The sequence below is a fragment of the Isoptericola sp. NPDC057559 genome (assembly GCF_042801555.1).
GTDB lineage: Bacteria > Actinomycetota > Actinomycetes > Actinomycetales > Cellulomonadaceae > Isoptericola.
Map to the genome: position 1 here is coordinate 59,341 of NZ_JBHVFQ010000002.1, position 24,642 is coordinate 83,982.

The following is a 24,642-nucleotide window of genomic DNA, read 5'->3' on the forward strand; positions in this document are numbered from 1 at the left end:
GGCCCGGGCGGCGGTTGCCCCCCCGGCGCCGTCCCCTACCGCCGACCCCTACCGGGCTGTGGCCCCGTCTTTGGGCTTCTCCCGCCCAAATACCGGGGACCAACTGCCTGTTCGGCGACCGGGGGTGGTGCCGGGTCAGGCCAGGTAGTCCTCGACGAGTCGCGCGGCGATGCCGGTGTACGACGCGGGCGTGAGCTCGGCGAGGCGGGCGGCGACGTCGTCGGGCAGGCCGAGGCCGGCGACGAACTCGCGCATCCGCGCAGCGTCGACGCGCTGGCCGCGGGTGAGCTCCTTGAGGCGCTCGTACGGGTTCTCCATACCCTCGACACCGGCGACGGAGGCGGCGCGCATCGCCGACTGGACGGGCTCGCCGAGCACCTCCCAGTTGTGGTCGAGGTCGTCGGCCATGAGGGCGGCGTTGACGTTGAGGGCCTTGAGGCCGCGGCGCACGTTGTCGATCGCGAGCAGCGAGTGGCCGAACGCCGGGCCGATGTTGCGCTGCGTGGTGGAGTCGGTGAGGTCGCGCTGCAGGCGGGACGTCACGAGCGTCGCGGACAGGGTGTCGAGCAGCGAGCACGAGATCTCGAGGTTCGCCTCGGCGTTCTCGAACCGGATCGGGTTGACCTTGTGCGGCATGGTCGACGAGCCGGTGGCGCCCGCCACGGGGATCTGCGTGAAGAAGCCCAGCGAGATGTACGTCCACACGTCGGTCGCGAGGTTGTGCAGGATGCGGTTGAAGCGGGCGACGTCGGCGTAGACCTCCGCCTGCCAGTCGTGCGACTCGATCTGCGTCGTCAGCGGGTTCCAGACCAGGCCCAGGTGCTCGACGAACGCCTGGGACACGGCGGGCCAGTCGGCGCCCGGGACGGCGACGACGTGCGCGCCGTAGGTGCCGGTGGCGCCGTTGAGCTTGCCCAGGTAATCCGCGCCCTCGACGCGGCGCAGCTGGCGGCGCAGGCGGTGCGCGAGGACGGCGAGCTCCTTGCCCATCGTCGTCGGCGTGGCGGGCTGCCCGTGCGTGCGGCTGAGCATCGGGACCTCGGCGTGCTCGCGGGCCATGCCGGCGAGCTGGTCGGTCAGCGCGGTCGCGGCGGGCAGCCACACGTCGCGCACGCCGCCCTGCACCATGAGCGCGTACGACAGGTTGTTGATGTCCTCGCTGGTGCACGCGAAGTGCACGAGCTCGCTCGCGGCGGGCAGGCTCGTCGCGTGGCCCAGCGCCTCGGGGGCGACGGCGATGCGGCGCTTGATGAAGTACTCGACGGCCTTGACGTCGTGCACGGTCTCCCGCTCGATGGCGGCCAGCTCGGCGATCTCGTCCGCGCCGAACGTGGCGGGGATCTGCCGCAGGTAGGCGATCTCGGCGTCGGTCAGGGTGGGCGCGCCCGGCACGACGGCGCCGGGTGCCGCGGACGTGCCGTTGCACAGCGTGACCAGCCACTCGACCTCGACGTGGATGCGCGCCCGGTTGAGCGCGGCCTCGCTGAGGTGGTCCACCAGCGGCGCGACGGCGCCGCGGTAGCGGCCGTCGAGCGGCCCGAGGGCGATCGGCGGGGTGACGTCCGCGAGGTTGACGCGGGTCTGGACGTCGGACGGCGAGGTCTGCGGCGCGGGGGAGGTCACGGCCGTCATTCTCCCACGGGCTCCCCGCCCCGCCGCGAGGGTGTTCACGACGGGGCGGGAGCGCCTCAGCCGAGCAGGGGGTAGTTCCCGCGAACGACGCCGCGCGGGTCGCGGGAGCGCTTGAGGTCGCGCAGCCGGGCGAGGGCGGCGTCGTCGTACGCGGCCGCGGCGCTCTCGCCCGGGGCGAGGAACGTGGCGGGCTTGCGCAGCGTGGCGACGCCCGCGAGCTCGGCGGGCAGGGCCTCGAGGCGGTGGCCGACGGCGGCCGCGACCCCCGGCTCGAAGGCCAGGCCGAACGCGTACAGCAGGTACGGCTCGGCGATCGCGCCCAGCGCGCCCGCCCCGTCCCCGGGCGCGGCGAGCGCGCCGCCCAGGTGCCGCAGCTGGACCACGAGGAGCGGCGCGACCGACGTCGTGAACAGGCGCTCCACCGCCTCCCCGCCGATGCCTCGGAGGAGCTCGGAGCGCCCCTTCCCGGCGGCCGGGTCCGTGGGGTCGGCGGTGATGTCGCCGACGTCCGCCAGCCCGACCGGGCCGATCGCGGCGTCCACGCCCGGCCCCAGCGCGCCGGGCACGGCCGCGAACGGTCGCAGCAGCTCGCGTGCCTCCGCGGCGTCGCCCAGGTGGGCGGCGTGCACGACGACGACGGCCGGCGCGCCCGGCGCCTCCACCCGCGAGAGCCACACGGTGAGCTCCGGCGGGGCCGCCGCGGTGACCTCGCGGAAGACGGCGAGCACCTCGGCGGCGTGCCCGGCCGGCCACGCGACCCTGCCGCCCGAGAACGCGGGCACCGGCTCCAGGTCGATCTCCATCGCGGTCACGACGGCGAGGTCGCCGCCCCCGCCGCGCAGCGCCCAGAACAGCTCCGGGTCGGACTGGGCCGTGACGGTCGCCCGCGTGCCCGCCGGGTCGACGACGTCGAACGACCGCACGTGGTCCGCGGCGAGGCCGTGCACCCGGCTGAACCAGCCGAGCCCGCCGCCGAGGGTGTAGCCGACGGCGCCCACGCCGGGGGCGCTGCCGAGGAGGGTCGTGAGGCCGTGCGGCGCCGCGGCGGCCTGCACCGCGCCCCACGACGCGCCCGCGCCCACGCGGGCCGTGCGGCGCAGCGGGTCCACCTGGACGTCGGCGAGGCGGCCGGTGCGCAGCAGGACGGTGCCCGCCACGTCGCCGGACGCGCCGTGCCCGGTGGACTGGGCGGCCACCGTCAGCCCGGCGGCCGCCGCGTGCCGCACGGTGGCGGCGACGTCGTCGGCGTCGGCCGCCTCCACGACCGCCGCGACCGGCTGCCGCACCGCGAGGTTCCACGGCGTGGACGCCCCGTCGAACGCGTCGCCGCCGGGCAGCAGCAGCCGGCCGGTGAGGTCCGCTGAGAGGTCCGCCGTGAGGTCCGCGGAGAGGGCGGCGGACAGGGCACGGGCCGCGGTGTCGTTCGAGGTCAGGGGGGTCATGCGGGCTCCTCGGTCATGAGCCGGTGTCGGCGACCTGTGCTTGGGTGAGCACGGCTCGGCAGGTACCGGCAGTGGTTGCTGTCATCCCTCTGACACGGCGGGCCGAAGGAGTGTGACCGGTGAGCACGGACCAGCTCATGGCGGACCAGTTCGAGACGTTCCGGCCGCACCTGCGCGCGGTCGCCTACCGCGTCCTGGGCTCCACCGCCGACGCCGAGGACGCCGTGCAGGACGCGTGGGTGCGCGCGCACGCCGCGGGCACCGCGGGGGTGGAGAACCTCGGCGGCTGGCTCACGACGATCGTCGGCCGCGTGGCCCTCAACCTGCTGCGCTCGCGGTCCACGCGCCGCGAGACGGCCTGGGAAGGACCCGGCTGGGACGGGCACCTGCCGGGCCTGCTGGTGACGCCGGTCGACGAGCTGGACGACCCGGAGCGGCGAGCGGTCGAGTCGGACGAGGTCGGCGCCGCGCTGATGGTCGTGCTGGACACGCTGGCCCCGGCCGAGCGCGTCGCCTTCGTGCTGCACGACCAGTTCGCCGTGCCGTTCGAGGAGATCGCGCCCCTCGTGGACCGGTCGCTCCCCGCGACGCGCCAGCTCGCCAGCCGGGCGCGGCGCAAGGTGCGGGACGCCGTGCCCGCGCAGGACGACGTCGCGCGCCGGCGGGAGGTCGTGTCGGCCTACCTCGCCGCGTCGCGGGCGGGCGACCTCGAGGGGCTGGTGGCGCTCCTCGACCCCGAGGTCACCCTGCGTCTCGACTACGGTCCGGGCGAGCTGTCGCGGGTGCTGCGCGGCGCCGCGGCGGTGGCCGGGCAGGCGCGCCTGCACTTCGGCACCGCGCGGTTCTCGCGCCTCGCCCTGGTGGGCGGGTCGCCCGGGCTCGTCACGGTCGTCGAGGACGGGACGGTCTACTCCGTGCTCGCGTTCACCGTGCGCGACGGCCGGGTGGTCGGCATCGACATCCTCTCCGACCCTGAGCGGCTCGGCGGCGTGCTGGCTCGGTAGAGGACGTCTCCGCGGCGCCTCGCGTCGTGCGCGCTGCCCCCAGTCGACCGTTGTCCACAGGGAGCGGGGAACGGGCGCGGTCGGCACGTCCGTCCGCCTAGCGTCCTGGGCATGTCCTCGCCGCCCTCCCCGTGCCCGCCCGGCCCGCCCGTCCCGACCGCCGCCCTCCGCATCGCGCCGGCCGCCGAGGCGAGGGCGCTCGCGGTCATGGCGTGCCGCGAGGTCGACGACGCCGCGGCGGGCGCCCGCCGAAGCCTCGCCGTCTCCTGGGAGTCGGACGCGGCGGACCGGTTCCGGCAGGAGGTCGCGTCCCTGCTGTCCGGCCTCGGAGCCGACCGGCAGCTCGTGGAGGAGGCGGCGGCGGTGCTGGCCCGGTGAGCGAGCGACTTCCCCCGGCCGAGACGCTGTCCGTCACGGGCGGACGCGGGCTCGCTCGCGTGGACGCCGACGCCGTGCAGGGCGCAGCACTCGTCCTCGACGACACCGCGGACCGGCTGCGCCGGGCGGCCGTGCGGTGCCTCGCCGCCCGGACCGTCCTGCAACGGCAGGAGTGGCAGCACGACCCTACGGACGGCCTGTTCCCGGCGTCGCCCACGGCGCAGGAGGCCGTCGTCGGCGCCGCGGCCGCGGCCCGGCTCGACGACGCGGCGGCGCGGCTGCACCACCGGGCGTCGAGCGCCGACCGCTGCGCGCGCCGGCTGCGGATCGCCGCCGGCCTCTACCGTGCGGCCGAGACCCTGGCGGAGCGCGCCGCCGGTGCCGGGACCAGGCTGCTGGCCACCCTCGGCGGCGCGTGGGTGGGAGTGCGCCTCCTCCCGCTGCAGGGGGTGGCGGCCGGGGCCAGGACCGTGGACCGGCTGGGGTTCGCGGTCCCGTCGGGGGCCGAGGCCGAGGCCGAGGCCGAGGCAGGGGACGAGTCGCGGCCGCGGGGCGTCGCCCCGCCCTCGCCCCCCACCGCGGAGGTGGTCGGCGGGCACGACAGCGACGCGGCGAACGCCTGGCGGGTGCTCGCGCCCCAGGCCGACGAGCTGGTCAGCGGCTTCGCGGCCGGCTACTCGCTCTCCGTCCCGTGGCGGTGGCGTGACCTCGAGCGCGGGCTGCGCGAGGGGCCCGCCGCCATGGTCGACGGCACCACCCGGGGCGCCGGCGGGCTCGCCGACCTCGTCGACGCGCTGCTGCCGGCGTCCGAGGTGCGGGTGCTGCCGCTCACGGACGCCGACCTGGCCGGGCCCCCGCTGCCCTGGGCCGGGGCGCCGTCGGGCACCGTCGCGGAGGCGCTCGCCCGACTCGGCGACCTCTATCCCCAGGGCAGCGGGATCGTCGGCCGCCGGGCGGCGGGGGCGCCCGGCGGGACCCTCGCGGTGGAGCGGGTGACCCACGCCGACGGGACGACGTCGTGGACCGTGCTGATCCCCGGGACGCAGCCCCTGCTGTCGACCACGAACCCGTTCGACGGCGCGACCGACCTGCGGCTCATGGCGCACGAGGGCGCCGACGTGTCCGAGGCGGTCGAGCGGGCCCTCGACGAGGCGGGCGCGGCCGACGACGAGCCGGTGGTGCTGGTCGGGCACAGCTTGGGCGGCATTGCGGCGACGGCGCTCGCGGCGTCCCCGAGCTTCCGCGCGAAGCACCCGGTGGGCGGCGTCGTGACCGCGGGCTCCCCGACGGCCACGTTCGCCACGCCGGCGGGGGTGCCGGTGCTGCACCTGGAGAACGACGAGGAGGCGGTGTCGGCGCTGGACGGGCGCTCCGCCGTGCACAACCCGGCGTCCGTCGACCGCGTCACGGTGGCGCGGCGGCTGCTGGACTCGGCCGACCCGGCCGACCGCACGGCGTCGGGGGGCGCCACGCTGGCGCACGCGCTGCCCACGCACCTGCGCACGCTCGCCGCGGTCGAGCGGTCCGGCAACGTGCCGGCGGCCGGCGTGACGCGGCGGCTGGAGCGGCTGCTCGGCGGCACCCGGGCCCGGACGAGGCTCTACGCCGCCCGCCGGGCCGACGCGGATCCGCCGGTGGTGCTGGCGCCCGGGACGACGACGCCCCCGCCGGGAGTCCCGACGGGGGCGACGCTGCACTGAGGCGAGCGGGGCGCGGTCAGCCCCGCTTGGGGGCGAACGCCCCGATGATCGCCTGCAGCACCGCGAGGATGAGGGCGATCCAGATGAACCACCAGAAGCCGCCGCTCACGTCGACGCCCCAGTCGCCGAACCATCCCTGGTCGGTGATCCAGGTGGTGAGCCACAGCACGAAGGCGTTGATGACGAGGTAGAAGAGCCCCAGCGTGAGGATGAGGAGCGGGATCGAGATGATGCTGACGATCGGCTTCACGAAGCTGCTGATGATGGTGAACACCAGCGCGACGCCGAGGATCGCGAGGACGTAGGTCAGCAGGTTGTCGCCGTCGTACGCGGGCTTGATCTCGAGGTTGGTGAAGATCAGGTCGCTCAGCCACAACGCCACAGCCGTGACAAGGGTGCGGACGATGAAGTTCATGCGGCCATCGTGGCACGTCAGCGCCCGGACCTGGGGGAGGGTGGCGGCGGGGTGGCATCCTTGACCGCTGTGACCTCCCCCGCTGACTCGCCGGTCGTCCAGAGCCCCGCCGTCCCCCTGCGCGCCGCCGTCGCCGCGCTGCCCGCGTACGTGCCGGGCGCCCGGCCCGCCGAGGGCGCGAAGCTGTGGAAGCTGTCGTCGAACGAGAACCCGTACCCGCCGCTGCCCTCCGTCCTCGAGGCGATCACCCGGGCCGCGGAGCAGACCAACCGCTACCCGGACATGTACGCCACGGAGCTGGTCGAGGCGCTCGCGGACCACGTGGGCGTGCCGGCCGAGCAGGTCGTGGTGGGCAACGGCTCGGTGGCCGTGCTCGGGCACGTGCTGCAGGCGGTCGTGGAGCACGGCGACGAGGTCGTGTTCCCGTGGCGCTCGTTCGAGGCGTACCCGATCGTGGTCGCGGTCGCGGGCGGCACCGCCGTGACCGTCCCCGTGGCCGCCGACGGCCGGCTCGACCTGCCCGCCATGGCCGCCGCCGTCACGCCGCGCACCCGCGTCGTCATGGTCTGCACGCCCAACAACCCGACCGGCCCGGTGGTGCACGCCGACGAGCTCGAGGCGTTCCTCGCCGAGGTGCCGCGCGACGTGCTCGTGATCGTCGACGAGGCGTACCTCGAGTTCGTCCGCGACCCGCAGGCGCCCGACGGCGTCGACCTCCTGCGCCGGTACGCGAACGTCGTCCTGCTGCGCACGTTGTCGAAGGCGTACGGCCTGGCGGGCCTGCGCGTCGGGTACGCGGTCGCGGAGCCGCGCCTGGCCGCCGGGATCCGCGCCGTGTCGACGCCGTTCGGCGTCAACCACATCGCCCAGCGTGCCGCCCTCGCGTCGCTGGAGCCCGTCGCGCAGGAGGAGCTGCGCGTGCGCGTCGACGCGCTGGTCGCCGAGCGCGACCGCGTGACCGCCGCGCTGCGCGAGCAGGGCTGGGACCTGCCCGAGACGCACGCCAACTTCGTGTGGTTCCCCCTGGGCGAGGAGACCATGGCCCGCGCGGCCGAGGCGACCGCCGCCGGCGTCCTCGTGCGGCCGTTCGCCGGCGACGGCCTGCGCGTGAGCATCGGCGAGATCGAGGCGAACGACGCCTTCCTCGCCGTCGCCGCCGCCTGGCGGTGACGACGGGCGGTCAGCGGGGCAGGTTGCGCAGGTTCGAGCGGGCCAGGGACATGACCTCGCCCATGCCGCCGCCGAAGATCTCCTTGGTCATGGCGGTGGCGAACCCGCGGATCTGGCCGGACGTGATGGACGGCGGGATCGACAGGGCGTTCGGGTCGGTGACCACCTCGATCAGCGCGGGGCCCTTGCGGTCGAGGCCGTCCTTGAGGGCGCGGCGCAGGTCCTTCGGCCGCTCGACGCGCACGGCGGGGATGCCGATGGCGGTGGCGATCGCGCGGTAGTCCACCGGCGGGGAGTCGGTGCCGTAGGAGGGCAGGCCCTCCACGAGCATCTCGAGCTTCACCATGCCGAGCGTCGCGTTGTTGAAGACGACGACCTTCACCGGCAGGTCGTAGGTGCGCACGGTGATGAGCTCGCCGAGCAGCATGGACAGGCCGCCGTCGCCGGCGAGCGCCACGACCTGCCGCCCGGGCTGCGCGAACGCGGCCCCGATGGCGTGCGGCAGGGCGTTCGCCATCGACCCGTGGATGAAGGACCCGATGACGCGCCGCTTCCCGTTGGGCGTGAGGTACCGGGCGGCCCACACGTTGTTCATGCCGGTGTCGACGGTGAACACGGCGTCGTCGGCCGCGGTCTCGTCGAGCTGCACGGCCGCGTACTCGGGGTGGATGGGCGTGTGCTTCTCCACGTTGCGCGTGTACGCGCCGACCACCTTGGTCATGATCCCGGCGTGCTTGTCGACCATCGAGCGCAGGAACTTGCGGTCCCGCTTGCGCTGGATCAACGGGTTGAGGATCCGGAGGGTCTCGCCGACGTCGCCGTGCACGGGCAGGTCGAGCCGGGTGCGGCGGCCCAGGTGCGAGGCATCGACGTCGATCTGCGCGGTCCGGACGTCGCTCGGCAGGAACGAGTCGTAGGGGAAGTCGGTGCCGACGAGGATCAGCAGGTCGGCGGACTGCATCGCCTCGTGGCAGGAGCCGTAGCCGAGCAGCCCGGACATGCCGACGTCGTGGGGGTTCTCGTACTGGATGATCTCCTTGCCGCGCAGCGAGTGGCCGATCGGCGCGGCGGCGAGGTCGGCGAGCTCGAGCACCTCCTCGCGCGAGCCGCGTGCGCCGGCGCCGACGAACAGCGTGACCTTCCTGGCCTTGTTGATCGCGTCGGCCAGGGCCCCGACGTCGGCGTCGTTCGGCACGATCCGGGCCGGGCAGGCGCCGGGCACGAGGATCGGGGCGGCGTCGTCGGGCACGCGCTGGTCGGCGACGTCGCCCGGCAGGGTCAGCACCGCGACGCCCGGGGCCGAGAGCGCGTGCTGGATGGCGGACCGCGTGACGCGGGGGAGCTGGGCCGCCGTCGAGATCATCTCCGAGAACACCGAGGCCTCGGTGAAGATGCGGTCGGGGTGCGTCTCCTGGAAGAACTGCGTGCCGATCTGCGGGCTGGGGATGTGCGACGCGATGGCGAGCACGGGCAGCCGGGACCGGTTCGCGTCGTAGAGGCCGTTGATGAGGTGCAGGTTGCCCGGCCCGCACGACCCGGCGCAGACGGCGAGCTCGCCCGTGACCTCCGCGTCGGCGGCGGCCGCGAAGGCGGCGGCCTCCTCGTGGCGCACGTGCACCCAGTCGATGCCCTCGGTGCGGCGCACGGCGTCGACGACGGGGTTCAGGGAGTCCCCGACGATCCCGTAGATGCGCTTCACTCCGGCGGCGACGAGCTGGTCGACGAGGTGTTCGGCGACGGTGCGGGCCATGACGAGACCTCCTGGTGACGGCGGTGGGTCCGTCTCGATCCTGCCCCGGGCGGCGGGGTTCCGCAGGACGTCCGGCGTGACGTCGCCCACCTCTTGACCTCAACAATGGTTGAGGTCGCAGCATCGAAGCATGACGACGACAAGCACCCCGCCGGCCGGGCCGGTCGAGGCCCCCGTGAGCGTCCCGCAGCACGTGCGCGACCTCGTCGCCCGCGTGACCGGCGACGAGAAGCACGACCCCAGCGCGCACTCGACGCTCGACGTCGTGTGGGCGCTGTACGACCGGGTACTCCGCGTCGACCCGGCGCACCCGGACGATCCCGACCGCGACCGCTTCCTGCTCTCCAAGGGGCACGGCCCGGCGTCCACCTACGCCGTGCTCGCCGCGAAGGGGTTCTTCCCGACGGCGTGGCTCGACGACGTCGCGTCGTTCGACTCGCCGCTGGGCCACCACCCCGACCGCACCCTGGTGCCGGGCATCGAGATCGGCAGCGGCTCGCTGGGGCACGGCCTGCCGATCGGGGTCGGCCTCGCCCTCGGGCTGCGCGGTCGGTCGCCGGCGCGCGTCGTGGTGCTGGTGGGCGACGCCGAGCTCGACGAGGGCAGCAACGCCGAGGCGATCCAGGTGGCCGGCCGGTTCGGCCTCGGCAACCTCACGTGCGTCGTGGTGGACAACCACAGCGACAGCCTGGGCTGGCCGGGCGGCATCGCGTCCCGGTTCGCGCTCGAGGGCTGGGCGGCGGCGGAGGCGCGCACGTCCGACACGCCCCGCCTGACCGCCGCGCTGCGGCACGCGGAGCCCGACCGGCCGACGGTCGTGGTGGTCGACACCACCCCGGCCCGCGCGAACGGGGTGGCGGCATGACCGCGCAGGTGGAGGCCCGGCAGGTGGCGGCGGCCCCCGAGCCGGACCAGCGTGCCCGGTTCTACGCCGAGCTCGGCCCGGTGCTGGACGCGCACCCGGACGTCGACGTGGTCCTGGCCGTCATCGGCTCGGGGTACCTGGGCCGCGCGATCGAGCGGCACCCGGACCGCGTGATCGACGTCGGGATCCGGGAGCAGGCGCTGGTCGGCGTGGCCGGGGGGCTCGCCCTGGCCGGCCGCCGCCCGATCGTGCACACGTTCGCGTCGTTCCTGGTGGAGCGGGCGTACGAGCAGGTCAAGCTGGACCTCGGCCACCAGGACGTCGGCGCCGTGCTCGTGAGCGCGGGCGCGTCCTACGACGTGTCCGCGGGCGGCCGCACCCACCAGGCCCCCGCCGACGTGGCGCTGATCTCCGCGCTGCCCGGCTGGACGGTGCACGTGCCGGGCCACGCCGACGAGGTCGCGGAGATCCTGCACCGCGAGGCGGCGGGCACCGGGCGCGTCTACGTGCGCCTGTCGGGGCAGCGCAACGCCCGCCCGGGGCCCGTCGACGGCCGGCTGCACCTGGTGCGCGACCGCGCCGGCGTCGAGGCCGGCGAGGCGCCCCTCGTCGTCGCCGTCGGGCCGATGCTCGACACCGTCCTCGAGGCCACCGCCGACCTCCCCGTCCGCGTGGCGTGGACGGCCACCCCGCACCCGCTCGACGCGCAGGGGCTGCGCGCCCTGCTGCCCGCGGGCCCCGGCGCGGCGCCGTCGCTCGCCGTCGTCGAGCCGTACCTGGAGGGCACGAGCGCCGCCGCCGTGGCGGCCGCGCTGGCCGACCGCCCGAGCCGCGTGCTGCACGTGGGCGTCCCCGGCGAGGCCGAGCTGCGCCGCTACGGCACGCCGCGCGACCACGCCGCGGCGCACGGCCTCGACGCGGCGGGCGTGCGCCGCCGGGTCACGACCCTGCTGGGCTGACCCCCGGGCCGGCCTCGCGCGCCGCCTCGAGTGTCGCCTCGGGGGCCGTCTCGCGGACGTCGAGGCCGGAGAGGTCGGGGGCGGCCCACCCGTCCGGGCCGCGCCCGACCTCCAGGACGGCGACCACCGTCGCGCGGTCCATCGGCAGCACGGCGCCGATGCGGGGCGCGGGCCCGCCCGCCGCGGGCTCCCAGCGCACCGGGATCCCCTGGTCGGCGAGAGCGTCCTCGTCGATCACGGCGAGCACCAGCGCCTCGGTGGCGTCGCCGTAGACGTCGCGCAGCACGGCGGGCAGGCCGCCCGCCGTGGTCGCGTGGATGTGGCCCGCGTCGTCGAACAGGGTGCGCCGCGTGGCGACGTCGTACTCCCCGAACCGCCCGCACGCCTCCCAGTCGTCGCTGAAGGCCACGTGCAGCAGCCGTCGTCCACCCATCGGTCCTCCTCGTGTGGTGCGGCGTCGTGATGCCACGCCATAATGAAACGGTGCCGTATCATTAGAGCATGGACACGGAGACCGGCCGGCCCCCCGCCCGCCGCGGGCGCCCCCGCCGCGACGAGGCCGAGGCGCGCCGCGAGGCGATCCTCGACGCGGCCACCGCGCAGCTCGCCGAGCACGGGTTCGCCGGCACGACGATCGAGGGCGTCGCGGCCGCGGCTGGCGTCACCAAGCGCACGATCTACGCCCGCTTCACGGACAAGGAGGGCCTCTTCCTCGCCGCCGTCGAGCGCCTGCACCGGCACGAGCAGGAGGGCCTGCACGCGGGGGACGACCTCGAGGAGGTCGCCACCCGCGTCGTGCGGACGCTGCACGGCGACGACGCCGTGACGCTGCACCGCCTCGTCGTCGCGGAGGCGCGCCAGCTGCCGCGGCTCGCCGCGGACTTCTACGCGAACGGCCCCGCGCGCACCGTCGACGCCCTCGCGACGCTCCTCGCGGCCGAGCACCCCGGCCTCGACGACCTGCCCCGGCGCGCCGAGGAGCTGTACACGCTGCTGCTCGGCGAGGCGCACCGCCGCCGGCTGCTCGGCCTGGAGCCCGCGCCGTCACCCGCCGCGGCCCGCGCGCACGCCCGGCGCGCGCTCCGCACGGTCGCCGGTCGGGTCCCCGGCCGCGACTGACCGCCCCGCCCCGCCCCGGCTCGGCCGCCCCGGCCCGGCTGCCCCGGCCCGGCCGCCCCGGCCCGGCCGCGTCCGACCGGGCCGCGTCCGACCCGGTCCCTAGGGTGGCCGCCATGACGGGTGAGGCCAGCGCCGCGTACGCGGCGCGCGCGCAGGAGTACACCGACCTCTTCGGGTCGATGGCGTCGGTGCACGACGAGGACCGCGACCTCGTCGCGCGCTGGGCGGCCGGGCTGGCGGGCCGCGTGGTCGACGCCGGCTGCGGGCCCGGGCAGTGGACGGACTTCCTCGCGCGGCAGGGGCTGGACGCCGAGGGCGTGGACCTCGCCGAGCCGTTCCTGGAGCGCGCCCGCGCGGAGTACCCCGGCGTCCCCTTCCGCCGGGCCGCGCTGGACGACCTCGGCGTGCCCGACGGCGGCCTCGGCGGGCTGCTCGCGTGGTACTCCGTCATCCACACCCCGCCCGAGGGTGTGGACGACGTGCTGGCCGAGTTCGCCCGCGCCCTCGCCCCCGGCGGCGGGCTGCTGGTCGGCTACTTCCGCGGCCCGCGCGTGGAGCCGTTCGACCACCAGGTCACGACGGCGTGGTTCTGGCCGCCCGACGAGCTCGCGGAGCGCCTCGACCGCGCGGGCTTCGACGTCGTGGCGACCGCCGAGCGCACCGACCCCGGCCACCGCCCGCACGGCGCGGTCACCGCGCGGCGTCGGGCAGGGCTCATCGCCTGAGCAGGGAACCCTGGTCGAGGCGCGCGGTCTACCCCAGGTCGCGCAGCGCGGCGGGGATCGGCGTGTCCCCCGAGGAGAAGCGCACGAACCGGCCGACCGTCGCGGGCTCGCGCAGCGTCCGGGCGACGACCTGCGCGACGTCGGCCCGCGGCACGCTGGTGTCGGTGCCGCGCGGCACGGGGCCCGTCTCCGGGAACAGCGCGATGCGCCCGGTGGGCGGCTCGTCCGTCAGGGTGCCGGGGCCGAGGATCGTCCAGTCGAGGTCGGTGGTGCGCAGGTGGTCGTCGGCGGCCAGCTTGGCGTCGGCGTAGGCGAAGAAGCCCGCGCTCTCGGGGACGCCGTGCTCGGGGGTCGAGCCGATCCACGACACCATCACGTACCGCCGCACGCCGGCGCTCGCGGCGGCGTCCATGGACCGGATCGCGGCGGCGCGGTCGACCGCGTCCGTGCGCTCGGGGCTCCCGCCGCCGGCGCCGGCGGACCAGACGACGGCGTCCGCGCCGGCCAGGACCGCGGCGATCTCCTCGGTGGTCGCGTGCTCGACGTCGAGGAGCGCCGGGTCGGCGCCGAGGTCGGCGACGCGGTCGGTCTGCTCGGGCTTGCGGACCACGCCGACGACGTCGACCACCGGCCCCGTGCCGCCGTCCGCCAGCAGCGGGACCAGCTGGCGCGCGACCTTGCCGAGCGCACCGATGACGACGACCTTCATGACGACCTCCGAACGGGGCGACGGACCGGACTCCCACCGTCGCCCACCGGGTCGCCGGACGGCAACCTGCGGGCATGGCGCGCGGCGATCTTGAGCGAAGCCCGCGGCGGAACCTGGGCCGATCCTGAGGTGGTCGTCGCACGCTCGTCGTGGGGGAATCCCCTGACCCCCACCAGCACGGCGCCACCCCGACTCCCCGTCGCGGGGCGGCGCCGTGCGTATGTCCCGGCCGTCTCGGCCCGGGGTCAGCGGGCCCGCGCGATGCGGGCGGCCAGCGCGGCGAAGGCGAGCGCCAGCCCGGCCTGCACGACGACGGCGACCGCGAAGCCGCGGGGCAGCCCCGCCGCCACGCCGCCGGGTGCCCGCGCGGCGACGGCCTGGAACAGCCCGCCGAGCACGGCCACGCCGAGGCCGAGCCCGAGCTGCTGGAGCGTGGTGAACAGCCCGCCCGCGACACCCGCCGCCCAGGTGGGGGTGCGGAGCAGGACCGTGCGCAGCACCGGCCCGTACATGAGCGCCTGGGCCGCGCCGAGGGCCATGAGCAGCGGCTGCAGGGCCGCCGTCGAGCCGCCGTGCCCGCTGCCGACCACGAGCCCGAGGGCGAGCAGCACCCCCGTCTGGGCCAGCGCCGCGCCCGTCATCGTCCACCGGCCGGTGCGGCGCTCGATCGCCGGGAGGGCGAGGGCCGTGGCGATGAACGCGCCGCCGAAGCCGAGGAGCAGCACCACCGTGCCCCAGGCGTCGGCGCCGAGCGCGCCCTGCGCGAGCGCCGACACCTCGTACAGGAACGCGCCGTAGCCGGTGAAGAACAGGAGCGTCATGACGAGGCCGTGCCGCACGGCCGGCGTGCGCAGCACGCTCGGCGGCACGACCGGCAGCTCGCCGCGCCGCTCGGCCGCGCGCTGGGACCGGGCGAACAGGGCGAGGACGGCGCCCGCGGCGGCGAGCATCCCGAGGAGCACCGGCGGCCACCCCGCCGCCGCGCCGAGCGTCAGCGGCACGACCAACAGCAGGAGGCCCGCGGCCAGGAGGGTCGCGCCGCGCAGGTCGAGGGCCAGCGGCGCCGTGGACCGGGACTCCGGGACGGTCCGCAGCGCGAGGAGCGCCGCCGCCGCGATCACCCCCGTGACGACCTGCACCGCCCGCCAGCCGAGGTGCGGGCCGGCGGCGCCGGCGACCGCGCCCGCCAGGACCTGCCCGGCGATGGTCGCGGCGCCGCTCACGGCGGTGAAGAGGGTCACGCCCAGCGCGCGCAGCCGGTCGGGCGCCGCGGCCTGGATGGTGGAGAGCACCTGCGGCGTGAACAGGCCCGCGGCGACGCCGAGCCCGGCGCGCAGCGCGACCAGCGTCGCCAGGCCCGGCGCGACGGCGGCCGCGGCGGACAGCACGGCGAACGCGACCAGCCCGACCGCGAGCAGCCGGCGCCGGCCGTACCGGTCGCCGAGCCGCCCGGCGACGACGAGCGTCGCGGCGAACGTCGTCGTGTACGCGGAGAGGACGAGCTGCCCGCCCGACGTCGCGGCGCCGAGGTCCGCCGTGATCGCCGGGGCGAGCAGGTTGACGGACCCGAACGTCATGTTGACCGGCAGGTAGGCGACGAGGAGGACGGCGAGGCCGACGCCCGTGAGGGCGCGGGGTGGGAGGGCGCGGGGTGGGAGGTCGCGGGGTGCGGGGTCGCCGTGCGGCGCCGCGGGCGCGGGTGCACCGGCTCGGGCGGTGCGCGCGGCGGGCGCGCTGGTCGTGGTCATGACGACGACGGTGCGCCCCCGCTCATCCTGGTACCAGGAGCCTGCTGATCGTGGTACCGGCACCACCTGGCTCGACGCTGGTCCGGCGGGGCGGGCCGGGCGACACTGGTCGTCATGACCGCCACCTCGCCCGACCGGGCCGCCCTCGGGGAGTTCCTGCGCGAGCGGCGCGGCCGGATCGGGCCCGGCGACGTGGGGCTGCCCGCGAGCGGCCGCCGCCGCACGCCGGGGCTGCGCCGCGAGGAGGTGGCGCAGCTCGCCGGGGTGGGGGTCACCTGGTACACGTGGCTGGAGCAGGGCCGGGCGCGGAACGTGTCCGACCAGGTGCTCGACGCGGTCGCCCGGGTGCTCCGGCTCGACGCCGCCGAGCGCCGCCACCTCCTGGCGCTGGCCGGCCGGGAGCCGGCCGTCGCGCCGGGGCCGCCGCCCCAAGTGCACCCGGAGCAGCTCGCCGTCCTCGAGCGCCTGCTGCCCTACCCGGCCGCGATCCAGACGGACAGCTACGACCTGCTCGCCGCCAACCGCGCGTACCGGTACCTGTTCGACGACCTCGACGCCCGCCCGGCCGAGGACCGCAACTGCGCGTGGCTGATGTTCACCGACCCGCGGTGGCGCGGGGCGCTGGGCGACGCCGAGGACACGGTGCTGCACAACATCGCCGCCCGGCTTCGCGCCCGGGAGCCCGAGCACCGTGACGACCCGCGCTGGACGGCGCTGCTGACGCGCCTGCGTGACGCGTCCCCAGACTTCGTCCGGCACTGGGAGTCCTACGACGTGGCGGGGGACGGCACCCAGCTGCGCCGCTACCGGTCGCCCCGCGTGGGCCGCTTGGACGTGCACTTCCAGAGCCTGTGGCTGGACCGCGCCCGCGGCGACCGCGTCATCCTCATGACCCCGGCCGACGACGCCACCCGGCAGCGGCTGGAGCGCCTGGACGCGCTGGTGGGCGCGGCGCCCGCGACCACCACGCGGGACGACGCGGGGTCCGCTCGTCGTGGAATGGCCGTGTCGGGCACGGGGGACGCGGGGGGATGATGGACCCCGTGCGCACCATCCGGCAGAGCAAGAAGCTCCTCAACGTCCGCTACGACGTCCGCGGCCCGATCCTCGTCGAGGCGCAGCGCCTCGAGGCGGAGGGGCACCGCATCCTCAAGCTGAACATCGGCAACACGGCACCGTTCGGCTTCGAGGCACCGGCGGCGATCCAGGCGGACGTCGTGCACCACCTGCCGGAGGCGCAGGGGTACAGCGACTCGCGCGGCATCTACGAGGCGCGCACGGCGGTGGCGCAGTACTACCAGTCGCGCGGCCTGCGCGACACGACGGTGGACGACGTGTTCATCGGCAACGGGGTCTCCGAGCTCATCTCGATGGTGCTGCAGGCGTTCGTCGACGAGGGGAACGAGATCCTCGTCCCGGCGCCCGACTACCCGCTGTGGACGGGCGCGGTGACCCTGTGCGGCGGCACGGCCGTGCACTACCGGTGCGACGAGGCGAACGGCTGGATGCCGGACCTCGAGGACATCGAGTCGAAGATCACCGAGAACACGCACGCCATGGTGATCATCAACCCGAACAACCCCACGGGCGCCGTGTACTCCAAGGAGATGGTCGAGGCGCTCGTCGACATCGCGCGCCGCCACGACCTCGTGATCCTCACCGACGAGATCTACGAGAAGATCCTGTTCGATGGCGCCACGCACCACCACGCCGCGGCCGCCGCGGGTGACGACGTCCTGTGCCTGACGTTCAGCGGCCTGTCGAAGGCGTACCGCGTGTGCGGCTACCGCGCCGGCTGGGTCATGATCTCGGGCCCCAAGGAGAACGCCGCCGAGTTCCTCGAGGGCCTCACCCTGCTCGCCAACATGCGCATGTGCGCCAACGTGCCCGCGCAGCACGCCATCCAGACCGCGCTCGGCGGGTACCAGTCGATCGACGAGCTGATCGTGCCCGGCGGCCGGTTCTACGACCAGGCGATGCTGGCCGACAAGCTCCTCAACGAGCTCCCCGGCGTGACGTCGGTGCGCCCGCGCGGCGCGCTGTACTGCTTCCCGCGCCTCGACCCGGAGATGTACCCGATCGACGACGACCAGCAGTTCGTCATCGAGCTGCTGCGGGCCAAGAAGATCCTCGTCACCCACGGCACCGGGTTCAACTGGTTCGAGCCCGACCACTTCCGCCTCGTCACGCTGCCCGACGAGGAGATCCTCACCGAGGCCATCGGCCGCATCGGGGAGTTCCTGGCCACGCGCCGCCGGTAGCGGGTGGGCACGGCGCCGCCCCGCGAAGGGGGAGTCGGGGTGGCGCCATGCTCGTGGGTTCACCCACGACGAGCGTGCGACGGCCTCCTCAGGAACGCGTCAGCGTCGGCGAGGCGACGGCTCAGGATTGCCGCGATCTCCCGCGCGCGGACGCCCCGCGACCGCATATGCAATCAATGGTTGCGCATCGCTCGCTCCCGGGCTACCTTGATGTGCAACCAATAGTTGCAGGAGGAGCCATGGAGCTGGGGAGCATCGAGCGCGAGCTGTACGTGGAGGCGTCGCCGGACGTCGTCTTCGAGGTGGTGAGCCGCCCGGAGCACGTGCGGCAGTGGTGGCCCGACGACGCGGACTTCGAGCCGGAGCCCGGGGGAGCGGGAAGCATCACGTTCGGCGACGGCCCCGACCGGACCGTCGAGTCGTTCACCGTGGTCGAGTCGCTGCCGCCGCGGGCGTTCTCGTTCCGCTGGACGCACCCGGCCGGCGAGGAGGCGCGGGCGGGGAACTCGCTGCTCGTGACGTTCGAGCTGGTCCCGTCCGGCGACGGCACGCTGCTGCGGATGACGGAGACCGGCTTCCGCGAGATGGGCTGGGAGATCGCCGTCCTCGAGCAGCGGTACTCCGAGCACGTGGACGGCTGGGCCTTCTACCTGCCGCGCCTGGCGCCGTACGCCGAGAGCCTCGGGGTGCGGTCGTGACGGCGCCGGCACCGCCGTCGTCCGTGGACGACGACCTCTGGTCGGCGATCGGCGACCCCACGCGGCGCCGCATCCTCGACCTCCTGCTGGCCGACGGCGGCGGCACCGCCACGTCGCTCAGCCGGCAGCTTCCGGTGACCCGGCAGGCCGTGGCCAAGCACCTCGACGTCCTCGACCGGGCCGGCCTGGTCCGCTCGAGCGCGGTGGGCCGGGAGAAGCAGTGCCAGGTGGACGCCGCCCAGCTCGAGCGGGCGGCGGACCAGCTCGCGTCCGTCGGCCGGGCGTGGGACCGCCGGCTGCACCGCATCAAGGCGATCGCCGAGGCGATCGAGACCACGAGAAGGAGCTGATCACGATGGTGGACATCCTGCACCGGATCGGGGCCACGACCCCCACGCCGGCGTCGATGTACGAGGCGCTGACGACGATCGACGGCCTCGCCGGCTGGTGGACCGAGAAGACGACGGGCGACGCCGGCCTCGGCGGACGGGTCGAGTTCCGGTTCCCCGACGGCGGGTTCGACATGGAGGTCGAGGAGGCGGTCCCGCTGCGCCGCGTGGTGTGGCGGGTGGTCGACGGCCCCGAGGAGTGGGTCGGGACGACGATCGAGTGGGACCTGCGCCAGGACGGCGACTGGACCATCCTGCTGTTCGCGCACCGCGGCTGGCGCGAGCCCGTCGAGTTCATGCACCACTGCAGCACCAAGTGGGCCACGTTCCTGCAGAGCCTCAAGGCCCTGGTCGAGGGCGACGACGCCGCGCCGTCGCCCCGGGACGTGAAGATCGACAACTGGAACTGACGCCACGGTCGGCGGTCGCCCCGCCGTCACCGGCCATACTGAGCGGATGGTCGGGGGCGGCGGGGTTCGCGGTGCGCTGAGCACTGCGTGGAGCACGGTGCGCAGCGACCTGCTGACCCTGGCTCCGCAGCCGATGCCGCCGATGCGCGGCCCGCGGGCGCTCCGCCGGCTGCCGCACGTGGCGGTCGTCGCGGTGGCGGCCTTCGCGGCCGTCACGGCCACCGAGGACGTCGGGACCCGGGTCGTCGCGGTGCTCCACGTGGCGCTGCTCGTGGTGGCGCTGCGCTGGCCGCTCCCGGCGTGGTGGGTCTCGCTGGTGGCGCTGCCGGTGCTCGCCCTCGTCCCGTCCTTCGGCACCTACGTGGGCTGGGCGTGGGCCGTGCACGCCGGGCTGCTGTTCCTGGTGGCGCTGCGGAACCCGTGGCGGGTGGTCGTCGAGACGGTCGGGCTGACCCTGCTGGTGCTGGGTGCGCTGCTGGCGGCGGGCGAGATGGGCCCGGGGCGCTTCACGCTCATCGCGCTGGCGATGATCGCCGTCGCCGTGGGCGCCGCGGCCGGGGCGCGCGGCACGCGGGAGGTCCGCTCCCGGCTCGCGGAGCAGGAGGTCGCCCTCGCGCAGGAGCGCGCGCACCGCACCGTGCTGGAGGAGCGCGCCCGCATCGCCCGCGAGCTGCACGACGTCGTCGCGCACCACATGTCGGTCATCGCGATCCAGGCGGACGCGGCCCCGCTCCGCGTGCCCGACCCGCCGGCGGAGCTGGTCGGGGCGTTCGCCGACATCCGCACCGGTGCGCTGTCCGGGCTGACCGAGCTGCGGCGCATCCTCGGCGTGCTGCGCTCCGAGGAGCGCCCTGACACCGGCGCGCCCGGGGCGCCGCAACCCACCCTGGACCACCTCGACGAGCTGGTCGCCGGGGTGCAGGCCGCCGGCCTCGACGTGACGACCACCGTCTCCGGCGCCCGTCGCCGCCTGCCCGACGGCGTGGAGCTGTCGGCGTACCGGATCGTGCAGGAGGCGCTGAGCAACACCCTCCGCCACGCCCCCGGCGCCGCGGCGCGCGTCGAGCTCGACTACGCCCCGGACGTCCTGCGCCTGAGGGTGGTCAACGGGCCCGGCGGCCGCCCGGCCACGGTGTTCCCGGGCGCCGGGCACGGGATCCCGGGCATGCGCGAGCGGGCTGCCATGCTCGGCGGGGACCTGACCGCGGGCCCGACGCCCGACGGCGGATACGAGGTCGCCGCCCGGCTCGCGGCGCCGACCGGCGAGGAGCGCTCCGCATGACGATCCGGGTGATGATCGCCGACGACCAGGCGATGGTGCGCGAGGCCTTCTCGGTGCTGCTCGGCGCCCAGCCGGGGGTCGAGGTGGTCGCGACGGCGGCCGACGGTGCGGAGGCCGTGGTCCGGGCACGGGAGCTGCGGCCCGACGTGGTCGTCATGGACATCCGGATGCCGGGGACGAACGGCATCGAGGCCACCCGCCAGATCGTGGGGGACCCCGACCTGGCCACGAAGATCCTCGTGCTGACCACGTTCGACCTCGACGAGTACGTGTACGAGGCCCTGCGCGCGGGCGCCAGCGGCTTCCTCCTCAAAGAGGCCTCGGGGGCGCAGCTCGCGGAGGCGGTGCGCGTCGTGGCCGCGGGCGACGCGCTGCTGTCCCCGGAGATCACCCGCCGGCTCATCACGGAGTTCTCGCGGCTCAGCGGCCCGGGCCGGCCCGTCCCCGGGGTGCGGGTCGAGGCGCTCACCGGCCGCGAGACCGAGGTGCTCACCTGTGTGGCCCAGGGGCTGTCGAACGCGGAGATCGCCGCAGAGCTCGTGGTCGCGGAGCAGACGATCAAGACCCACGTGGGCAACATCCTGCAGAAGCTGCAGCTGCGGGACCGCACGCAGGCGGCCGTCTACGCCTACGAGTCCGGCCTCGTCGCCCCGGGACGCGCCCACCCGCGGACACCCCCTACCTGAGAGCCAGGCCCGACGTTGGCTCCGTGGCGGGAGGTGCGAGGGGGTGACCCGTTCCTAGCGTCGTGGCATGACCTCCCCCGTGACCTACCCCGTCCTTGCCCCGCCCGCACCGCGCGCCCGCCGCGGTCCCGACCGCCGGCGGTCCCGGCCCGTCCGGGTCCTGCGGACCCTGAGCGCTCTCGCGGCGTCCGTCCTCGCGTTCCTCGCCGTCGCGATCGTCCTGGGCGCGTACGTCCCGGCGATCCCGAAGATCGGGGTGATCGGGCCCGTGCTGGGCGGGCAGTACCCGTTCCACGTGGCGCTGCTGGCCGTGCTGGCCGCCGCCCTCGCGGCCCTTGCCTGGGCCGGCGGGACGGTGCGCTGGGGCCGCGCGGTCGCCGTCGTCGGCGCGGCCGCCGCCGTGGGGGCCCTTGCCATCGGGGGAGTCCAGCTCCAGGCCGCGCGGAGCGTCGGCGCCGACGTCTCGTGGGGCGAGGTGGCCGGAGGGCTCGGCTACCCGGACGTCCAGCCCGACACGACCGCCACGTTCGCCCGCCCCGACGGCGAGGCGCTCGACGTCGACGCGTACCTGCCCGCAGGCGGGGCGGGGGAGGCGGCGCCCGCCGTCGTGCTCGCCCACGCCGGCGGCTTCCACACCTTCGACAAGGGTGACCTGCGCGGCACGGGCCGCTGGCTGGCCGACCACGGCGTGGCCGTGTTCGCCGTCGACTACCGGCTGGCCCGCGCCGACCGGCCCACCTGGGACAAGGCACCGCAGGACCTCGCGTCAGCGCTCGCCTGGGTGCGGGAGCACGCCGACGAGTACGGCGTCGACCCCGCGCAGGTCTCCCTCGGCGGCATGTCCGCGGGCGGCACGCTCGCGCTGAACGCCGCCTACCGCCTCCAGGAGGGCACCCTCGCGACCGCCGACGGCGACGCCGTCGGGCCGCCCGCCTCCGTGATCGGCTTCTACCCCGGCACCGACGTCGCCGGGATGTGGGAGGACGACGTGGCCGGGACCCGCGAGGCCGCCGAGCTGTTCACCGGCGGCACGCCGCAGGACCACCCGGAGCGCTACCGCGAGGTGTCGCCGACCGCCGCCGTCGGGCCCGGGCTGCCCCGGACCCTGCTCGTGGTCGGCGACCGCGACCGCAGCGCCCGGCCGGGGACCGTCACCGGCCTCGGCGAGGCCCTCGCCGCGCAGGGGGTCGACACCCGCGTCGAGGTGCTGCCCTACGCCGAGCACGCGTTCGACGACGCCTACGGCAGCCTCACGTCGCAGGCCAGCCGCCAGATCCTGCTCGACTTCCTCACGGACGGCGACATCACAGGCCAGGACGGCGGGCGCGGCTGACCGACCGCTCCACGTGCGCGCGGGTGGCGGCGAACGCCGCCGCCATCTCGCGCGCCTGGCCCGGGTACTCCGCGTGCCCGGCGGAGTGCACCGCCAGCTCCAGCTCCGCCCCGGTGCCCGCGCGCTCGGCGGCCGCGACGCCGGCCGCGACGCCGAACTGGCCCGGCGGCGGCACGTGCGCGTCCCACAGGGCGCACTCGACCCGCGTCGGGACGCGCAGGTGCGTCGCCGCGACGGACGCGTCGGTGAGCGCGAGGACCGCGCGGGCCTCCGGGTGCTCCGCCACGTACCCGCGCTGCGCCTCGCCGCTGCCCGTGCACGGCACGGCGAGGCGCTCGTCGTACTGGCCGAAGCTCGGCACCTCCAGCGTGGCGCCCACGAACCGGTCGTCCCACGGCACCGCCAGCGCGCCGACGCCGCCGCCGAAGCTGGTGCCCACGTAGTACAGGGGCAGGTCGGCGGGGACGCCCGGCACGGCCGCCAGCTCCTCCTGCAGCGCGGTGGCCGCGTGCCACAGGTCGACGGCGCAGCGGCCCAGCACGTACGTCTCCACATCCTCGATGCCGGCGAGCACGTGCTCGCTGCTCACGTCCGGGGCGCCGAGCCCCGCGTTGAGGGCCCCGAGACCGCGCGCCACCGGGAAGATCACGGCCGCGTCGTGCGGCACGCGCTCGAAGGACGGCGCCTCGCGGCCGCCGTAGCCGTGCCCGTGCACGATCCCGACCCGCACCTCCGCCCCCACCGGCAGGGCGAGCCACGCACGCAGGCGCAGGCCTCCTGCGGCGGTGAACGACACCACGGACACCTCGTGCGTCCCCTGCCGTCCCACCGGCTCGGCCACGACGTCGGCCGGCACCCGCCGCGCCTCGTCGTGCCACGACCGCCACAGGTCCGCGAACCCGTCCGGCTCCGCGGCGGGCGGAAGGGCCAGCAGGCCGTCCCGGTCGTACCCGTACGTGCCGTCGATCGGGCTGTCGGGGAACCAGGCGTCGTAGGGGGCGGGCAGCGTCACGGGATCTCCAGTGCGGGACAGGACGGGGCTGGGCAGGGCTTGGACAGGGCTGGACAGGGCTCGACGGGGAGCGGGGCCGGTCACGGCGGCGCGTGACAGACTGTGCCGCGGGTCGAAAGGGGAGCGGGTGCTCGTCGCAGAACGCAGGTCACGGATCGTGGCCGAGGTGCGCCGTCGGGGCGCCGCGAGCGTCACCGAGCTGGCCGAGGAGCTGGGCGTCAGCGCGATGACGGTGCGCCGGGACATCGAGGCGCTCGCGGACGCGGGAGAGCTGGACCGGGTGCGCGGCGGCGCCACGACCCGCGGGGACGCCGGCGGGGCGCAGGAGCGGGGCTTCGCGTCGCGGGTGCAGCAGCAGGTCGCGGCCAAGCAGGCCATCGCGCGCCGCGCGGCGCAGCTGGTGGAGCCGGGCATGGCGGTGGGCCTCTCCGGCGGCACGACGACGTGGGTGCTCGCGCAGGAGCTGCGCGCCGTCCCGGACCTCACCGTCGTGACCAACTCGCTGCCCGTCGCCGAGGCGTTCCGCCGCCCCGACCGCGCCGACGAGCCGTACACGCAGTCCGTGGTGCTCACCGGCGGCGTGCGCACCCCGTCCGACGCCCTGGTGGGCCCGGTCGCCGTGCGCTCGCTGGAGCACCTGCACCTCGACGTCGCGTTCCTCGGCGTGCACGGGCTGGACCTGCACGCGGGCCTCACCACGCCCAACCTGCTGGAGGCGGAGACGGACCGCGCGCTCCTGGCCGCCGGCCAGGACGCCGTCGTGCTCGCCGACCACACCAAGTGGGGCGTCGTCGGCCTGACCACCATCGTCGACCTGCACGAGGTGGAGCGCCTCGTCACCGACGACGGCCTGGACGCCGACGCCCGCGAGCTGCTGGAGGCGCACGTGGGCGAGCTCTGGGTGGTCCCCGCCGGCTCCGACTGACGGCGGCGCCCCCCGCCCACGCGCCCGCAC

Annotated in this window: 25 protein-coding genes; 17 read left to right on the forward strand and 8 right to left on the reverse strand. The window is 75.9% G+C overall.

Features of this window, described 5'->3' with window-relative positions; translation table 11 throughout:
* Positions 1–135 precede the first annotated feature (135 nt).
* Complete coding sequence (gene purB / locus ACFU5J_RS03220) at positions 136–1,632, reverse strand: adenylosuccinate lyase (protein WP_430577804.1); 1,497 nt, start codon at positions 1,630–1,632, stop codon at positions 136–138.
* A 56-nt stretch (positions 1,633–1,688) separates the two neighbouring features.
* On the reverse strand, positions 1,689–3,074 hold the full coding sequence (locus ACFU5J_RS03225; protein WP_430577805.1) for an FAD-binding oxidoreductase: 1,386 nt from the start codon (positions 3,072–3,074) through the stop codon (positions 1,689–1,691).
* Positions 3,075–3,193: 119 nt separating this feature from the next.
* Here ACFU5J_RS03225 and ACFU5J_RS03230 point away from each other — a divergent pair, with 119 nt between their 5' ends.
* The 3 genes from ACFU5J_RS03230 (at position 3,194) to ACFU5J_RS03240 (ending at position 6,156) form a co-directional block, all read left to right on the forward strand.
* The gene (locus ACFU5J_RS03230; RefSeq protein WP_430577806.1) at positions 3,194–4,078 is read left to right on the forward strand and encodes a sigma-70 family RNA polymerase sigma factor; all 885 of its coding nucleotides are present in this window, start codon (positions 3,194–3,196) and stop codon (positions 4,076–4,078) included.
* A 111-nt stretch (positions 4,079–4,189) separates the two neighbouring features.
* Positions 4,190–4,456: a hypothetical protein gene (locus ACFU5J_RS03235; protein WP_430573958.1), complete on the forward strand. Its 267-nt coding sequence runs from the start codon at positions 4,190–4,192 to the stop codon at positions 4,454–4,456.
* Positions 4,453–6,156, forward strand: a complete 1,704-nt coding sequence (locus ACFU5J_RS03240) for a hypothetical protein (RefSeq protein WP_430577807.1) — start codon at positions 4,453–4,455, stop codon at positions 6,154–6,156. Before ACFU5J_RS03235 ends, ACFU5J_RS03240 begins: the two co-directional genes overlap by 4 nt.
* A gap of 16 nt (positions 6,157–6,172) precedes the next feature.
* On the opposite strand, the gene ACFU5J_RS03245 is transcribed toward ACFU5J_RS03240, so the two are convergent.
* Positions 6,173–6,571: a phage holin family protein gene (locus ACFU5J_RS03245; RefSeq protein WP_430573960.1), complete on the reverse strand. Its 399-nt coding sequence runs from the start codon at positions 6,569–6,571 to the stop codon at positions 6,173–6,175.
* A 69-nt stretch (positions 6,572–6,640) separates the two neighbouring features.
* On the opposite strand from ACFU5J_RS03245, the gene hisC reads away from it, so the two are divergent.
* Positions 6,641–7,741, forward strand: coding sequence for a histidinol-phosphate transaminase (gene hisC / locus ACFU5J_RS03250; RefSeq protein WP_430577808.1), 1,101 nt, complete (start codon positions 6,641–6,643; stop codon positions 7,739–7,741).
* Between the two features lie 10 nt (positions 7,742–7,751).
* Here the strand turns inward: hisC and ACFU5J_RS03255 are convergent, their stop codons facing one another.
* Positions 7,752–9,491, reverse strand: a complete 1,740-nt coding sequence (locus ACFU5J_RS03255; protein ID WP_430573962.1) for a pyruvate dehydrogenase — start codon at positions 9,489–9,491, stop codon at positions 7,752–7,754.
* A 130-nt stretch (positions 9,492–9,621) separates the two neighbouring features.
* Between ACFU5J_RS03255 and ACFU5J_RS03260 the strand changes: the two genes are divergently transcribed.
* Complete coding sequence (locus tag ACFU5J_RS03260; RefSeq protein ID WP_430577809.1) at positions 9,622–10,356, forward strand: thiamine pyrophosphate-dependent enzyme; 735 nt, start codon at positions 9,622–9,624, stop codon at positions 10,354–10,356.
* Positions 10,353–11,315, forward strand: a complete 963-nt coding sequence (locus ACFU5J_RS03265; protein WP_430577810.1) for a transketolase family protein — start codon at positions 10,353–10,355, stop codon at positions 11,313–11,315. Before ACFU5J_RS03260 ends, ACFU5J_RS03265 begins: the two co-directional genes overlap by 4 nt.
* Here ACFU5J_RS03265 and ACFU5J_RS03270 read toward each other — a convergent pair.
* On the reverse strand, positions 11,296–11,748 hold the full coding sequence (locus ACFU5J_RS03270) for a DUF952 domain-containing protein (protein ID WP_430577811.1): 453 nt from the start codon (positions 11,746–11,748) through the stop codon (positions 11,296–11,298). The genes ACFU5J_RS03265 and ACFU5J_RS03270 overlap by 20 nt on opposite strands.
* Before the next feature lie 68 nt (positions 11,749–11,816).
* Here ACFU5J_RS03270 and ACFU5J_RS03275 point away from each other — a divergent pair, with 68 nt between their 5' ends.
* A complete protein-coding gene (locus ACFU5J_RS03275; protein ID WP_430577812.1) occupies positions 11,817–12,434 on the forward strand; it encodes a TetR/AcrR family transcriptional regulator in 618 nt (205 codons plus the stop codon).
* A 113-nt stretch (positions 12,435–12,547) separates the two neighbouring features.
* Positions 12,548–13,159 carry a class I SAM-dependent methyltransferase gene (locus ACFU5J_RS03280; protein ID WP_430573967.1) on the forward strand — a complete coding sequence of 204 codons (612 nt, stop codon included), beginning with the start codon at positions 12,548–12,550 and terminating at the stop codon, positions 13,157–13,159.
* A 28-nt stretch (positions 13,160–13,187) separates the two neighbouring features.
* Here ACFU5J_RS03280 and ACFU5J_RS03285 read toward each other — a convergent pair whose 3' ends face one another.
* Together ACFU5J_RS03285 and ACFU5J_RS03290 are read right to left on the reverse strand one after the other, a co-directional pair.
* Positions 13,188–13,868, reverse strand: a complete 681-nt coding sequence (locus tag ACFU5J_RS03285) for an SDR family oxidoreductase (RefSeq protein ID WP_430573968.1) — start codon at positions 13,866–13,868, stop codon at positions 13,188–13,190.
* Between the two features lie 245 nt (positions 13,869–14,113).
* Positions 14,114–15,616, reverse strand: coding sequence for an MFS transporter (locus ACFU5J_RS03290; RefSeq protein ID WP_430577813.1), 1,503 nt, complete (start codon positions 15,614–15,616; stop codon positions 14,114–14,116).
* Between the two features lie 114 nt (positions 15,617–15,730).
* Here ACFU5J_RS03290 and ACFU5J_RS03295 point away from each other — a divergent pair, with 114 nt between their 5' ends.
* From ACFU5J_RS03295 to ACFU5J_RS03330, 8 genes are all read left to right on the forward strand, one after another.
* Positions 15,731–16,651: a helix-turn-helix transcriptional regulator gene (locus tag ACFU5J_RS03295; protein WP_430573970.1), complete on the forward strand. Its 921-nt coding sequence runs from the start codon at positions 15,731–15,733 to the stop codon at positions 16,649–16,651.
* Complete coding sequence (locus ACFU5J_RS03300; protein WP_430575335.1) at positions 16,651–17,877, forward strand: pyridoxal phosphate-dependent aminotransferase; 1,227 nt, start codon at positions 16,651–16,653, stop codon at positions 17,875–17,877. The genes ACFU5J_RS03295 and ACFU5J_RS03300 overlap by 1 nt, the downstream gene beginning before the upstream one ends.
* A gap of 239 nt (positions 17,878–18,116) precedes the next feature.
* On the forward strand, positions 18,117–18,575 hold the full coding sequence (locus tag ACFU5J_RS03305) for an SRPBCC family protein (RefSeq protein WP_430577814.1): 459 nt from the start codon (positions 18,117–18,119) through the stop codon (positions 18,573–18,575).
* Positions 18,572–18,925 carry an ArsR/SmtB family transcription factor gene (locus ACFU5J_RS03310; RefSeq protein ID WP_430577815.1) on the forward strand — a complete coding sequence of 118 codons (354 nt, stop codon included), beginning with the start codon at positions 18,572–18,574 and terminating at the stop codon, positions 18,923–18,925. Before ACFU5J_RS03305 ends, ACFU5J_RS03310 begins: the two co-directional genes overlap by 4 nt.
* 5 nt (positions 18,926–18,930) lie before the next feature.
* Positions 18,931–19,374, forward strand: coding sequence for an SRPBCC domain-containing protein (locus ACFU5J_RS03315; protein WP_430573973.1), 444 nt, complete (start codon positions 18,931–18,933; stop codon positions 19,372–19,374).
* A 97-nt stretch (positions 19,375–19,471) separates the two neighbouring features.
* The gene (locus tag ACFU5J_RS03320) at positions 19,472–20,656 is read left to right on the forward strand and encodes a sensor histidine kinase (protein WP_430573974.1); all 1,185 of its coding nucleotides are present in this window, start codon (positions 19,472–19,474) and stop codon (positions 20,654–20,656) included.
* Entirely contained in the window at positions 20,653–21,342 is a 690-nt protein-coding gene (locus ACFU5J_RS03325; RefSeq protein ID WP_430577816.1) for a response regulator, read from the forward strand. The genes ACFU5J_RS03320 and ACFU5J_RS03325 overlap by 4 nt, the downstream gene beginning before the upstream one ends.
* A 67-nt stretch (positions 21,343–21,409) precedes the next feature.
* Positions 21,410–22,675 carry an alpha/beta hydrolase gene (locus tag ACFU5J_RS03330; RefSeq protein ID WP_430577817.1) on the forward strand — a complete coding sequence of 422 codons (1,266 nt, stop codon included), beginning with the start codon at positions 21,410–21,412 and terminating at the stop codon, positions 22,673–22,675.
* Here the strand turns inward: ACFU5J_RS03330 and ACFU5J_RS03335 are convergent.
* Entirely contained in the window at positions 22,647–23,687 is a 1,041-nt protein-coding gene (locus tag ACFU5J_RS03335) for an acetylxylan esterase (protein WP_430577818.1), read from the reverse strand. The genes ACFU5J_RS03330 and ACFU5J_RS03335 overlap by 29 nt on opposite strands.
* Positions 23,688–23,814: 127 nt before the next feature.
* On the opposite strand from ACFU5J_RS03335, the gene ACFU5J_RS03340 reads away from it, so the two are divergent.
* On the forward strand, positions 23,815–24,612 hold the full coding sequence (locus ACFU5J_RS03340; RefSeq protein WP_430577819.1) for a DeoR/GlpR family DNA-binding transcription regulator: 798 nt from the start codon (positions 23,815–23,817) through the stop codon (positions 24,610–24,612).
* Positions 24,613–24,642: the final 30 nt, after the last annotated feature.

Coding starts and splice junctions, on each gene's coding strand:
- purB (WP_430577804.1), bottom strand. CDS start 1,632: ATGACGGCCGTGACCTCCCCCGCGCCGCAGACCTCGCCGTCCGACGTC.
- ACFU5J_RS03225 (WP_430577805.1), bottom strand. CDS start 3,074: ATGACCCCCCTGACCTCGAACGACACCGCGGCCCGTGCCCTGTCCGCC.
- ACFU5J_RS03235 (WP_430573958.1), top strand. CDS start 4,190: ATGTCCTCGCCGCCCTCCCCGTGCCCGCCCGGCCCGCCCGTCCCGACC.
- ACFU5J_RS03245 (WP_430573960.1), bottom strand. CDS start 6,571: ATGAACTTCATCGTCCGCACCCTTGTCACGGCTGTGGCGTTGTGGCTG.
- ACFU5J_RS03255 (WP_430573962.1), bottom strand. CDS start 9,491: ATGGCCCGCACCGTCGCCGAACACCTCGTCGACCAGCTCGTCGCCGCC.
- ACFU5J_RS03260 (WP_430577809.1), top strand. CDS start 9,622: ATGACGACGACAAGCACCCCGCCGGCCGGGCCGGTCGAGGCCCCCGTG.
- ACFU5J_RS03265 (WP_430577810.1), top strand. CDS start 10,353: ATGACCGCGCAGGTGGAGGCCCGGCAGGTGGCGGCGGCCCCCGAGCCG.
- ACFU5J_RS03270 (WP_430577811.1), bottom strand. CDS start 11,748: ATGGGTGGACGACGGCTGCTGCACGTGGCCTTCAGCGACGACTGGGAG.
- ACFU5J_RS03275 (WP_430577812.1), top strand. CDS start 11,817: ATGGACACGGAGACCGGCCGGCCCCCCGCCCGCCGCGGGCGCCCCCGC.
- ACFU5J_RS03280 (WP_430573967.1), top strand. CDS start 12,548: ATGACGGGTGAGGCCAGCGCCGCGTACGCGGCGCGCGCGCAGGAGTAC.
- ACFU5J_RS03285 (WP_430573968.1), bottom strand. CDS start 13,868: ATGAAGGTCGTCGTCATCGGTGCGCTCGGCAAGGTCGCGCGCCAGCTG.
- ACFU5J_RS03290 (WP_430577813.1), bottom strand. CDS start 15,616: ATGACCACGACCAGCGCGCCCGCCGCGCGCACCGCCCGAGCCGGTGCA.
- ACFU5J_RS03295 (WP_430573970.1), top strand. CDS start 15,731: ATGACCGCCACCTCGCCCGACCGGGCCGCCCTCGGGGAGTTCCTGCGC.
- ACFU5J_RS03300 (WP_430575335.1), top strand. CDS start 16,651: ATGGACCCCGTGCGCACCATCCGGCAGAGCAAGAAGCTCCTCAACGTC.
- ACFU5J_RS03305 (WP_430577814.1), top strand. CDS start 18,117: ATGGAGCTGGGGAGCATCGAGCGCGAGCTGTACGTGGAGGCGTCGCCG.
- ACFU5J_RS03315 (WP_430573973.1), top strand. CDS start 18,931: ATGGTGGACATCCTGCACCGGATCGGGGCCACGACCCCCACGCCGGCG.
- ACFU5J_RS03325 (WP_430577816.1), top strand. CDS start 20,653: ATGACGATCCGGGTGATGATCGCCGACGACCAGGCGATGGTGCGCGAG.
- ACFU5J_RS03330 (WP_430577817.1), top strand. CDS start 21,410: ATGACCTCCCCCGTGACCTACCCCGTCCTTGCCCCGCCCGCACCGCGC.